The 12,429-nt window shown below is 39.5% G+C and carries 15 protein-coding genes; 3 read left to right on the forward strand and 12 right to left on the reverse strand.

What is annotated here, in order from left to right; translation table 11 throughout:
* Positions 1-56: 56 nt before the first annotated feature.
* The 12 genes from BW976_RS25890 to purH all read right to left on the reverse strand — a co-directional run bounded on the left by BW976_RS25890 (position 57) and on the right by purH (position 9,962).
* Positions 57-242 (reverse strand): hypothetical protein, encoded by a 186-nt coding sequence (locus tag BW976_RS25890; RefSeq protein WP_076378039.1) that lies wholly within the window; start codon positions 240-242, stop codon positions 57-59.
* A 114-nt stretch (positions 243-356) separates the two neighbouring features.
* Positions 357-566: a hypothetical protein gene (locus tag BW976_RS25895; RefSeq protein WP_076378041.1), complete on the reverse strand. Its 210-nt coding sequence runs from the start codon at positions 564-566 to the stop codon at positions 357-359.
* A gap of 129 nt (positions 567-695) precedes the next feature.
* Complete coding sequence (locus tag BW976_RS25900) at positions 696-911, reverse strand: hypothetical protein (RefSeq protein ID WP_076378043.1); 216 nt, start codon at positions 909-911, stop codon at positions 696-698.
* 88 nt (positions 912-999) lie between these two features.
* Positions 1,000-1,206 carry a hypothetical protein gene (locus BW976_RS25905; protein ID WP_139332429.1) on the reverse strand — a complete coding sequence of 69 codons (207 nt, stop codon included), beginning with the start codon at positions 1,204-1,206 and terminating at the stop codon, positions 1,000-1,002.
* Between the two features lie 149 nt (positions 1,207-1,355).
* Positions 1,356-1,553 carry a hypothetical protein gene (locus BW976_RS25910; protein ID WP_076378047.1) on the reverse strand — a complete coding sequence of 66 codons (198 nt, stop codon included), beginning with the start codon at positions 1,551-1,553 and terminating at the stop codon, positions 1,356-1,358.
* A gap of 188 nt (positions 1,554-1,741) precedes the next feature.
* The gene (locus BW976_RS25915) at positions 1,742-1,945 is read right to left on the reverse strand and encodes a hypothetical protein (RefSeq protein ID WP_076378049.1); all 204 of its coding nucleotides are present in this window, start codon (positions 1,943-1,945) and stop codon (positions 1,742-1,744) included.
* Positions 1,946-2,483: 538 nt separating this feature from the next.
* A complete protein-coding gene (gene rodA, locus BW976_RS25920) occupies positions 2,484-3,746 on the reverse strand; it encodes a rod shape-determining protein RodA (protein WP_394333034.1) in 1,263 nt (420 codons plus the stop codon).
* Between the two features lie 7 nt (positions 3,747-3,753).
* Positions 3,754-5,766, reverse strand: a complete 2,013-nt coding sequence (mrdA, locus tag BW976_RS25925; RefSeq protein WP_076378053.1) for a penicillin-binding protein 2 — start codon at positions 5,764-5,766, stop codon at positions 3,754-3,756.
* Positions 5,763-6,281: a rod shape-determining protein MreD gene (locus BW976_RS25930; RefSeq protein ID WP_076378055.1), complete on the reverse strand. Its 519-nt coding sequence runs from the start codon at positions 6,279-6,281 to the stop codon at positions 5,763-5,765. The genes mrdA and BW976_RS25930 overlap by 4 nt, the downstream gene beginning before the upstream one ends.
* Complete coding sequence (gene mreC / locus BW976_RS25935) at positions 6,274-7,107, reverse strand: rod shape-determining protein MreC (protein ID WP_076378057.1); 834 nt, start codon at positions 7,105-7,107, stop codon at positions 6,274-6,276. The genes BW976_RS25930 and mreC overlap by 8 nt, the downstream gene beginning before the upstream one ends.
* 92 nt (positions 7,108-7,199) lie before the next feature.
* Complete coding sequence (locus tag BW976_RS25940; protein WP_076378059.1) at positions 7,200-8,222, reverse strand: rod shape-determining protein; 1,023 nt, start codon at positions 8,220-8,222, stop codon at positions 7,200-7,202.
* A gap of 213 nt (positions 8,223-8,435) precedes the next feature.
* Complete coding sequence (gene purH, locus BW976_RS25945) at positions 8,436-9,962, reverse strand: bifunctional phosphoribosylaminoimidazolecarboxamide formyltransferase/IMP cyclohydrolase (RefSeq protein ID WP_076378061.1); 1,527 nt, start codon at positions 9,960-9,962, stop codon at positions 8,436-8,438.
* Between the two features lie 215 nt (positions 9,963-10,177).
* On the opposite strand from purH, the gene fabG reads away from it, so the two are divergent.
* The 3 genes from fabG (at position 10,178) to BW976_RS25960 (ending at position 12,045) form a co-directional block, all read left to right on the forward strand.
* Entirely contained in the window at positions 10,178-10,921 is a 744-nt protein-coding gene (fabG, locus tag BW976_RS25950; protein ID WP_076378063.1) for a 3-oxoacyl-[acyl-carrier-protein] reductase, read from the forward strand.
* Between the two features lie 174 nt (positions 10,922-11,095).
* A complete protein-coding gene (locus BW976_RS25955) occupies positions 11,096-11,578 on the forward strand; it encodes a hypothetical protein (protein WP_139332430.1) in 483 nt (160 codons plus the stop codon).
* Between the two features lie 71 nt (positions 11,579-11,649).
* Positions 11,650-12,045, forward strand: a complete 396-nt coding sequence (locus BW976_RS25960) for a hypothetical protein (RefSeq protein ID WP_076378067.1) — start codon at positions 11,650-11,652, stop codon at positions 12,043-12,045.
* Positions 12,046-12,429: the final 384 nt, after the last annotated feature.

Raw genomic sequence — 12,429 nt, forward strand, 5'->3', positions numbered from 1 at the left:
TTAACATATAAAATAGTTGTTATCCTGAAAAACTCACGAAAACGACTATTCTATATTTATAAACCCTGAAGCAGTTTAACAACGCTGTTTAAGATATCTCCAACCCTTAAAAGAATAGTAGCAAGCACATTAACTATTGGGCCAATGAGATTTAGATCCGGGATAGCTCCACCGTTTACAGTGATCACTTCTTTAACATCCAGCTCCTGAACACCAAGTTCTTTTAATTCTAAGTTTTTCATAATCGTGCAGGTTTATTTGTTTTTTCTACAAAAATGGGCCAAATTAAGTTGACTCTGTTGAAAACAAATAGCCGCGCCTTTAAGAATTTAAAAGCAACGGCTATTTATTATTTTTCACAATTGCCCTTGAAGTAATTGGAACAGCGAACCCAATGTTTTAGTAAGGAGTGTACCGGTATCAGTTAATACACCTGCTAAAAATTTCAAAACAGGCTCAAGGTTAAGGTTAATATTGATATCACCTAAACCACCACCATTAACTTTCGTCATTTCAGCAGTATTCATTTCCTGAACACCAAGATCTTTTAACTCTAAATTTTTCATAACTGAATTTTTAATCATTTTCCTTACTCTATTTGAGGCTTTTCAGGATACGCCCTAAATCGGCAAAAGCCGGTATATCATGATGTATACAGCTATCTTATGGCTTTTAATTTAAGTCCCTGTTAGATCTTAAATTCCACTAAGAAGACCTGACACGGAATGTAAAATATTCACAATTACATTTGAAAGCCCTGGAAGCAGGGAACCAAGGGTACCACCTATGAGAAGGGCAACATTATCTACAAGAGTAGCAACACCACCCAAGATAGCACCACCATTAACTCTAGTCATTTCAGCAGTATTCATTTCCTGAACACCCAGTTCTTTTAATTCTAGATTTTTCATAATTGTAGTCTTAAACATTTTCCTTACTCTATTATGGCTTTTCAGGATTCGCCATTTATATAAATTTCAGGGACAGTTTTAGCTTACGTTATCCGTGTAGCAAACCTTTAATCGTAGTAAAAAAGGTTTTAAAGTCCTGAATGATCCCGTCAAGATTTACATTTTTCTGAAGGCCATCTACAAGTGCTTGAACGGCATTGATGATGCCTCCAATTATACTGCCGCCATTTACATTGGTCATTTCGGCAACATTCATTTCCTGAACACCAAGTTCTTTTAACTCTAAATTTTTCATAAGGGTAGTTTTAAAAAATTTCCCTACTCTGTTCATGGCTTTTCGGGGTACGCCATTGGTGTGAATTTGAGGAATAGGATTTGTTCGGTGTGATGGGAAGTAAATAGCCGTTAACCCCATTTGGGCAACGGCTATTTAACAAGTTTTTATTATAATGCTCCAAGAATAGCGCCAACGATCTTGACTTGAGTAGTAACAAATGACACAACTTCAGTTAATGTTTTGTTAAGTTGAGCGAAAAGTGGGCCCAGGTCAATGCTGATACCTAATAAACCACCATTAACGTTAGTCATTTCAGTAGCATTCATTTCTTGAACGCCAAGTTCTTTTAATTCTAAATTTTTCATAATAGTATTTTTTGTTCAATAACCCCTTACTCTGTTAAGGCTTTTCAGGATCCGCCCGCCCGGCCAGCCATTAATAATAGCAGAGCCGCAAATTAATTAGAACCGCGATCTATGAGGTAAGCCCTATCAGGAGCTTTATCTAAACATGTATCGCGAAATTGTTTTTGGGAAATAGTTAAATAGATAAATTAGCTTTTAATGAAATTTAAAAGAGAATTTACAGTATAACCAGCAAACTGAACTGTGTTGTTTACCAAAATACTTACACCTCCCAAAACCACAAATAAAGTGTTAACCAGCAGGTCGCTTAATGGACCGCCACCGTTAACATTAGTCATTTCTGTAGTGTTCATTTCTTGAACACCAAGTTCTTTTAATTCTAAATTTTTCATAATAGTGTTACTTATTGTTTTGTTCCCCTACTCTGTTAAAGGCTTTTCGGGATACGCCTCCGTTTGGCCAAACGCTTAAAACAAATATAATATATAACAATAAATACTTAAGTACTAGCTCGTTTGACGACATCGCTTCAGAAAGGAGAAAAGACCTAAAAACTGGGGAAAACGCTACAAAAAGCAGCTTTTTAAACTAAAAACATACGTTTAAGCAGCCATATTCAATTCATTCATTTTACTATACAACACTTCCCGGATCAATTTCAGGTGTCTATTTAATAGATAAATGCTAAACTATGGGATTAAGGAGGGGTTTTTAAGAAAAGTAATCTATAATTAATACAATTGTTATTGAGTCAACTATTTAATTAATAGATTAATAATTTAATTATTAACTATATAAATATTTAACCATTCTGCAACTAATATCAACCATATTATTATTCAATAAATTAATATTAATGTAACAATGTTTTAATAAGCTAAAACATACATTATACATAATCAAGGTGTTAGCCCAGGACTTCCCTGTAAATTAAACGATCCCCATGCGATTAGAATCGAGCTTAACAAGGATGAAGAGAAGGATGGTAAAGCTAAGCAAGGAAGAGCCGCCATAACTTATAAATGGCAAGGGTATACCAATTACCGGCACTATCCCAATGGTCATACCAATATTAATGACCACGTGAAAAAACAATACTGATGCTACCCCATAACCGTATATACGAGAGAAGGGCGATCGCTGTCGCTCGGCCAGATAAATTACCCTTAATATTAAAAACAGGTAAAGCCCGATAACTACGACTGACCCGGCAAAGCCCCATTCCTCGCCAACCGTACAAAAAATAAAGTCGGTACTTTGCTCGGGGACAAAGGCATATTTAGTTTGTGTACCATGTAAATAACCCTTACCCCATAACTTGCCCGAGCCTATAGCTATTTTTGACTGGTTTACATTATATCCCTTTCCTCTTAAGTCGGTAGTAATGCCCAGTAATATATTGATACGCTCAGTTTGGTGAGGCTTTAAAACATGGCTATAAATAAATTTTACGCAAAATATAAAGGTAACCGATATAGCCAATCCAACAAGCATTGTAAAAATGAGCTGGCGGTGTTTTCTGAATAAAAATATGATGAGAGCGGCTATTATTACCAATGTCAAAACAACATACAGCGGATTATACAAAAGTGAAACCACAAAAAGCACAATAAGTAAACCGCTGATCACCAAAAAATATGGCGACAGGCCCTCCCGGTAAAGTACAAAAATAAGAGAACAGAAAACCAGGGTTGAGCCGGTATCTGGTTGAAGCATGATTAGTAACATGGGGAAACCGATAATAGCGGCAGCTATCAGGAAAGATTTCAGCTCGGTAACCTTTATATTAACCGAACTCAGATAACGGGCCAACAGCAAACAGGTTGAAAACTTAGCAAACTCCGAGGGTTGCAGTCTAAACCCGCCACCTATATTTATCCAAGCCTGGTTACCGCCCACATTCCGACCTACTACCAATACCAATATGAGCAATAGTACCGTTATGCCATAAAATGCAGGTGCCAGGGCAGTTAAAAACCGGCTCTCCAACAGCAATATAACAATGGCTACCACAATAGATACATTGATATAAATGAATTGCTTACCGTAATTGGTTGAGGCATCGATAATACTGGGATGCTTTTCATCGAACACAGCAGCGTGAATATTAAACCAGCCAATAGTGCACAGGGCCAGGTACAGCAGCACGGTTAGCCAATCTACATTAAAAAAGAAACTGCGCTGGTTATTGATACTCATATTATTTACCAGTCCTCCTGCTTGTTAGAAGACCGCTTAAACCACCCGATTTATTATTGTTAGCCGTTTTAAGCTGTGCTGCCTTTTTTATCGAATCGTTTTTTACCTTCCTGATCGAGTCGGCCCGTACGGCCCGGATACTATCTCTTCTCCGTTCTTTTAACATGTTCTGCAGAGAAATGTTCAAATCGGGTAACAAATTGGCATTCATATAGTAATCAGGTGTAATACCAGATGGTCGTTGCGATATCGATTTCCTTAAATATTGCTCCACAATAAAACTGGCAATAGGCGCCGCCCAGGTACCACCCTGCCCCGCATCCTCAACCACCACGGCTATGGCTATCTTAGGATTTTCACGTGGCGCAAAAGCAACAAATACAGAGTTATCAATACCTACTGCTTTTTGAGCAGTACCGGTTTTACCACACATTATAATGCCAGGTATTTTTGACGCCCTTGCTGTACCATACTCCACTACATTTTGCATGCCATCTATAACTGGTTTAAAATATTGCGAGTCGACACCTACATAGTTTTTTACATTGTACTCATGCTTAATCACCTGTTTATCGCCGATAGCTTTTATCAAATGAGGTTTGTAATAGAACCCACGATTGGCAATGGTAGCCTCAATGTTGGCTAATTGCAAAGGAGTAGCTAATAACTCGCCCTGCCCTATCCCTAACGAAATAACCGTACTTGAACGCCAGCCGCCCTTATGATACACCTTATCGTAATAGGATGCTTTGGGCAGATTGCCTCTACCCTCACTTGGCATATCCAAACCTAATCTTGAACCTAAACCAAACTTGGCCACATTATTTCTCCAGTAGTTAAATGATGTGTCAGTTTTTTTAGCACCATTGCGATTGATCAGTTTCTCAAAAACCATATCAAAATAGCCATTACATGACTCAGCTACAGCTTTAGCGAGGTTAACCTCGCCATGTACTTCATGATGAAAACAAGGCACCCTCCGGTTTCCGGCAACATAGTACCCTGGACAGTAATAAGTTGTTTGCGGTGTAATTACACCTTCCTGTATCGCGATAAGCGCGCTTAGGGGCTTAAATGACGACCCTGGCGCATAATATGCCTGTATAGGCCGGATAAAAAACGGATTATAGGGATCATTATATAATTTGGCGGCATTATTACCACGTTCCCGGCCAACCATCAGGTTGGGATCATAAGTGGGGCTGCTTACATAACACAATATTTCGCCGCTTGATGGTTCAATGGCTACAATACTGCCCAGTTTGTTTTTCATCAGCTTTTCGCCCAGTTTTTGCAAATCGATATCGAGTGATGAGGTGAGCCTTTCACCCGCCCGCGGCAGCGTATCAAGGGCGCCATTGGCAAAAGACCCTTTTGGAATGCCACGCGAATCAACCATTTGTACCTTTACTCCTCTTTGTCCGCGCAAAACCTGCTCATAGAATTTTTCGACACCGGTAACACCGATATAATCACCTGATTTATAATAACCGTTGGAACGTTTAATATCACGATCCTGCACCTCACCAATAAATCCTAAAAATTGGGCGGCGGTTGAATCGGGATAAGTTCGTACAGTACGCGGCAGCACATCAAAACCCGGAAACTCTGGTAGCCTTTCCTGAAAAGCCGCATACAACTCATACGGAAGTTGTTTTTCAAATATCGACTCTTTATTGGGAGAGTATTTGATGGCCTTGACCATACGTTTTTCAAAGCCTTCTTTATCAATACCTATTAATTTACAAAACTTCAGTGTATCAAAAGGTTTTACATCTTTTGGATTAACAAGAATGTCATAAATAGGCACATTCTGGACCAGTATTTTCCCGTTACGGTCAAGTATAGGGCCACGCGATGGATACTGAATCTGCACACGCCTTACGTTACTATTGGCATATATGGTATAACGGTCATCAACTATCTGGATATAGTAAAGCCTACCCAAAAGTGTGATCATAATTACCAAAAAAATACCTGTTACAACATAACGACGCTCAAAAAACTTGTTCATTTACGTTCTTTCCTTCTGAAAAATAGTAATCCTGAAATAAGCATTAAAAATACAGTAAATATTGAACTCAATACAACACGGCTTAGTGTATATTGTATTTCAGTAAAACTAAAAACCTCTAAATTCAGCAGAAAGAAATGATGAAAAAGGGTAAGCACCAGGGCATAGGTAAAAAACCAACGGAACCCCATAATACTCAACGTAGGTTCGGGTTCGTTATCAAACCCATCTTTTTGTACTGTAATGCTGATAAACAGGACACGCACCAGGGCCAGCACTACACATGCGGCAGCGTGTAGACCGGGTGTATCATAAAAAGCATCAATGGTTAATCCTAATAAAAACGACAGGGCAAACAGCAATATATTAGGCACCTCAAACGGAAGCAACAAAATAAACAGAATATACAGGTACGGGGTAGACAGGTTATAAAAGGTGATATTTTTTAACAAAAAAACCTGCATAAAAACCAACACCAGAAACCGTATGGCATTAACTAAAATAGTTCTACTCATTTTTCTTTTGCCCGGCCTCCAGTCCAGTTTGCTCAGATGCAAATTTGTTATTTACCACGTAAACATACTCCAGTTTACTAAAATCAACGGCAAGGGTTACATCCACGTTAAGCAATAACCCTCCGCCTTTGGCATGCAGGTTTGTTATTTTACCAAACGGGATACCTGTAGGAAAAAGCGAGTATCCCGAAGTAACTACCTGCTCCCCTAATTTGGGTTGCGCATCGTTCTGAATATCTATTAGCAAACCTTTTTTAGGATCGAGGTCGGTACCCCATATAAATGAGCCAATCTCTTTGTTATTAGCCAGCATGGCGCTTAACCGGGTGTTTTTATTTAATACCGACTGTACGATAGCCAAATGCTCCGATACATCAACCACGAGCCCCACTACACCTGAGCTACAGATAACTCCCATATCTTTAGCTATACCCTCTTTACTACCCCGGTTAATGGTAATATAGTTGCTACGCTTGTTGGTGGAGTTATTGATAACCCTGGCCACAATATAAGTGTATTGTTGCTTGTACACCGTATCAACCACTTTCCGTTTCTCAACAGAATCAATATAAAAAGCCGATTTAAGCTGCCCATGAAGACTGGCATTTTCACGTGCCAGGCTGTCATTTACTTCTTTTAAGGACAAATATCCATAAAACTGACTAACCTGGGTGTACAGTGTACCTGTAACCTTATTGGTTGAATTGATAAAAGTTGCTTTCTGAAAAGAGTTGTATTTGATATAAATAAGCAGCGAGCTTATTTCAAAAATCAGGAATAGAAAAAACGCGTTATACTTAGTGATAAAAATCAAGAGGTTACGCATTGGATTGAATTAGATTTGAGATATGAGACATTAGATTTGAGATTAAAAACATTGCATGTCTCACATCTCAAATCTAATATCTCACATCTAAATTATTGCATTAAAAATTTAAAATTACCTATGTTTTTAAGGGCGGTTCCTGTTCCGCGTACTACGGCACGCAGCGGATCTTCGGCAACGTGAACCGGTAGTTTTGTTTTTGCAGCAACACGTTTATCCAAGCCGCGCAGCAAAGCGCCGCCACCTGTTAAATAAATACCTGTTTGGTAAATATCGGCTGATAGCTCCGGCGGGGTAATTTCCAATGCTTTCAGTATCGCTTCCTCAATTTTGGAGATCGATTTATCCAGGCAGTGTGCAATTTCGGTATAGGATACCATAATCTGTTTTGGAACACCGGTCATCAGGTCGCGGCCCTGCACAGCAAAATCACTCGGTGGATCGGCTAGTTCCGGTAACGCCGCACCAACTTCAATTTTTATTTTCTCGGCAGTACGATCGCCGATCATGATATTATGCTGACGACGGATATATTGTACAATGTCTGAGTCAAAGTTATCACCCGCCACGCGGATAGATTGATCACAAACGATACCCGACAGGGCGATCACCGCAATCTCCGTAGTACCGCCGCCGATATCAATGATCATGTTACCCATAGGCTCTTCTACGTCGATACCGATACCAACGGCAGCAGCCATAGGCTCGTGAATCAGGTAAACCTCCTTGGCACCTGCAATCTCGGCCGAGTCACGCACGGCGCGCTTCTCCACCTCGGTAATACCCGATGGGATACAGATCACCATACGCAATGAAGGGAAGAACCAGCCCTTACCCTGGTTGATCATTTTGATCATACCGCGTATCATGTGCTCGGCAGCGTTAAAGTCGGCAATTACACCATCCTTCAGCGGGCGTACCGTGCGGATGTTATCATGTGTTTTACCTTCCATTTGCATGGCCTGCCTGCCAATGGCAATCACTTTATTAGTTGTCCTGTCGAACGCCACGATAGAAGGTTCGTCAACAACAACTTTGTCGTTATGTATAATGAGGGTATTTGCAGTACCCAAATCGATAGCTATTTCTTGTGTAAAAAAGTTAAATAAACCCATCTGTTGCTTCTTTCAAATAATCTGTAAAGTTTATAAAAATACGCTTAATAAAATCACATAGTTGCAATTAAAAGCGTATAAATTTCATATTTATTGTTTGGACAGGTTGGTTAAGTTAAATTATGTTAATCGGGCTTTCGGGGTCTTAGAATCCCTCCACATTTCCAATCTTCCGCACTTTATCCAACCCAGCAAGCCCGCTTAAATAAAGTTTTAGTGTTTAAAATGACGAACGCCGGTAGTCACCATCGAAATGTTTTTTTCATTACACACTTCCACAGAAAGCTTGTCATTTATTGATCCGCCTGGTTGTAATATTGCAGTTATACCTGCTTCGGCAGCCAGCTCGGCACAATCCGGGAACGGGAAAAACGCATCAGATGCCATTACCGCGCCATTCAGATCAAATCCAAAACTATGCGCTTTAATAACCGCCTGCCTTAAAGAATCAACCCTTGACGTTTGCCCCACACCACTAGCCATTAGCTGACCATTTTTAGCAAATACAATAGTATTTGATTTGGTGTGTTTAACCACTTTGTTGGCAAAAAACAAATCGTGCAGTTCGTGCTCGGTGGGTTTTCTGTTGGTAACCGGGGTCATTTGTGTCGGGCCTTCAATAACCGCGTCTTTATCCTGCTCAATAACACCGTTCAACAAAGTTTTGAACTGTTTGGTTGGCAAGGCTACCGGCTGGCGAACCAAAATAATACGGTTCTTTTTGCTTTGTAATATCTGTACAGCCTCGTCGGTATAAGCCGGGGCTATCAGTACTTCGTAAAATATCTTGCTGATCTCTGTAGCGGTCTCCGCGTCGATCTCATCATTAGCAATAATAACACCACCAAAAGCCGAAACCGGATCGCAGGCCAGCGCATCTACCCAGGCTTCTTTAATAAAAGAGCGAGAGGCAATACCGCATGCATTGGTATGTTTTAATATAGCCACGGTTGGCTCGGTAAATTCATCAATCAAAGCAACGGCTGCATCTACATCAACCAGGTTGTTGTACGATAACTCTTTACCGTGCAGTTTGGTAAACATGGCATCCAGATTACCGTAAAATACACCACCCTGGTGAGGGTTTTCACCGTAACGTAAAACCTGGCTGTTTTGTATGCTTTGTTTAAACACCGGCAGCGGCTCTTCCTGGTTAAAGTATTGGAAAATAGCGCTATCGTAGTGTGATGATATATTGAATGCTTTTTGTGCAAATGAACGGCGTTGGTCAAGCTTAGTTGCGCCCCCTTGTGTTTTCAGAATTTCTTCCAGTGTACCGTAATCATTTTTGGAAGCTACGATCACTACATCTTTAAAATTCTTAGCCGCTGCGCGGATCAGCGAAATACCACCGATATCGATCTTCTCGATCACATCTTCTTCGGCTGCGCCTGATTTTACGGTTTCTTCGAAAGGATAAAGATCAACAATTACCAGGTCGATCTCTGGTATCTCATATTGGGCCAGTTGCTGTCCGTCGCCATCAAAGCTTCTGCGGGCCAAAATACCACCAAACACTTTGGGGTGCAGGGTTTTAACACGTCCGCCTAAAATAGATGGGTATGATGTAAGGTCCTCCACAGGCACTACATTAACACCCAGATTACGGATAAAAGTTTCGGTACCACCGGTGGAATAGATCTCGACACCAAGGCGGTTTAACTCCAGGATAATAGGCTCTAAATTATCTTTGTAGTAAACAGAAATTAAAGCGTTTTTTATTTGAACGGACTGGCTCATGCACACGTAATTTTTTGAGCCGCAAAGGTAGTGATATTTAGTTAATTGATTAATCTTTTCTGCAGGAAAAAGGAGATTGAGGATCATAGGTCATTGTTCATTGTTCATAGACACTATTTGCTACTATGAGCTATTATCCATGAACCATGATCTATCAACTATGAACCAAAATAAAAAACCACTAACTTCACCGCCCGAAATCATATATTCAATTTATGAAATTATTAGAAGGAAAAACAGCGCTTATTACCGGCGCGTCAAAAGGTATAGGGCGTAAAATAGCCGAGAAATTTGCCGAGCACGGTGCCAACGTGGCATTTACCTATTTATCGTCGGTTGAAAAAGGCCAGGCGCTGGAGCAGGAGCTGCAAAGCTTCGGCACCAAAGTAAAAGGTTACCGTTCCGATGCTTCAAAATTTGAGGAAGCCGAAAAACTGATCAATGATATTGTAGCCGATTTTGGCACCCTGCATATAGTGGTTAACAACGCTGGCATCACTAAAGATGGCCTGCTGATGCGCATGACCGAAGAGAACTGGGACGAAGTGCTGAACGTAAACCTGAAATCGATATTTAATGTGACCAAAGCAGCCTCCAAAATCATGATGAAAAACCGTAATGGTGTGTTCATCAACATGAGCTCCGTGGTAGGTGTACAGGGTAATGCCGGGCAAGCCAACTATGCCGCTTCAAAAGCGGGCATCATTGGTTTCTCCAAATCGGTAGCCAAGGAGTTAGGCTCTCGTAACATCCGTACCAACGTGGTTGCACCAGGCTTTATCAAAACCGAAATGACTGAAGTACTTGATCCCAAAGTAGTTGCAGACTGGGAAGCTGATATCCCGCTGAAACGTGCCGGTCAACCCGAGGATGTGGCCAATGCCTGCGTTTTTCTGGCCTCAGATCTGGCCACCTACATTACCGGTCAGGTGATCCCGGTTGATGGCGGAATGCTTTAATTGGAAGTCAAAATTCAAAAGTAAAAAATCAAAACCCATAGAGCTTTGTCATCCTGAGCGATAGCGAAGGATCTGTTAACGAACTATGCAAATCGACTAATAGATGCTTCACTCCGTTCAGCATGACAAATAATAGTTAAAGAAGGCTTAGAATATATCAATACCCATAAACACATGACAAGCAGAAGCAGTATTTTCTTTACGATGATAGCTGCGGTTTGCTTGTCATGTTTTGTTTCTACCAATGGTTTTGCTCAAGTTTCAAAAGGTGATTTTTGGGAAATTAAGTCAGTTAAAAAAAATCACAGAAACTACTTGGTTTTTGAGTTAAGTGGTAAAACGTTAAAAACCTACAACCTGAATAAACTTACTGGCAAGGATAACATTGAAACATTAAATATATTAGGCACCAAAAAAGTTAATAATATTTATTTTGTGCTTTTTACCTACGAGTACCCATCGGTGAATAATAATGGGCAAGGGTATTGCGGTGCAGGCAATGAAGGCTTTATGGCTCTTATTCATATTAATAAAAAACTGCAATTAATTCGTTTTGAAAAACACCAGGCTTATAGTTGCATCAACAATATTGATACCGTTAAGTTTATTTATGATGTTAAGCATCCTGAATATGGCATAAAGCTACCCAATAGATAATATGCCATGTAAAACAATTTTACAACTATCTTGAAGCAGACAATAAAGTTGTAAGTTAATAACTTAGAAATATGAAACCCTTAGCCATAATTGGATTTATTGCTGTTATCATAATCAGTTTGTCTTTTAAAAGACAAACTGATTATCAACAACGCTCATCATTATATGGCAAATGGAAGCTTTCGGAAATATTTAATGATCCAGGAAATGGGAATGGGAAATGGAATAAAGTAGTCGATACTTCATACAACATACAATTTTATAAGAATGGGCAGATAGATGGTAATTATGACTTTAAAAATGCAACTTATAAAATTAAAGACAGTATTACTTTAGCAATTAAACATGCTGACAAAACTATACAGGAATATCATTTTAAAATTCAAGATCAAACGTTGATAATGAGCCCAAGCAAACCTATACTTTGTGATGAGCCCTGTGCTATGAAATACATAAAGATGGAATAAAGAATTTTTCCGCTTTTCATTAAATAAGATTTACCTTTAGATTAGCTTCAACAAGAATAAACGAGTTGTTATTATTGTTGAAGCTTTCTTTTTGCTTCTTTTTCTTTGTTAACAACTCCGATTTTTGTTAAAAAGATTAACACTGACAGAGGCACATTAAAAGACTTACCAGGCTTAAAGGCCTATACTTCGATTCAATCCTCTGTCAGTTTGTTTAAACAAGCATCAAATAGAAATTAGAGTTCTCAGGCTCATTAGTAAGGTATTGATTGTGTTTAAACAGGTTAATCTTGATTTATTAACAATCAAAAGCAAAGTTATGGAATTCACCTATTTCATCGGCACCGATGTGTCAAAAAACGAACTGGATTTTGCAGTGATGCG

The organism is Mucilaginibacter lappiensis, assembly GCF_900155965.1.
GTDB lineage: Bacteria > Bacteroidota > Bacteroidia > Sphingobacteriales > Sphingobacteriaceae > Mucilaginibacter > Mucilaginibacter lappiensis.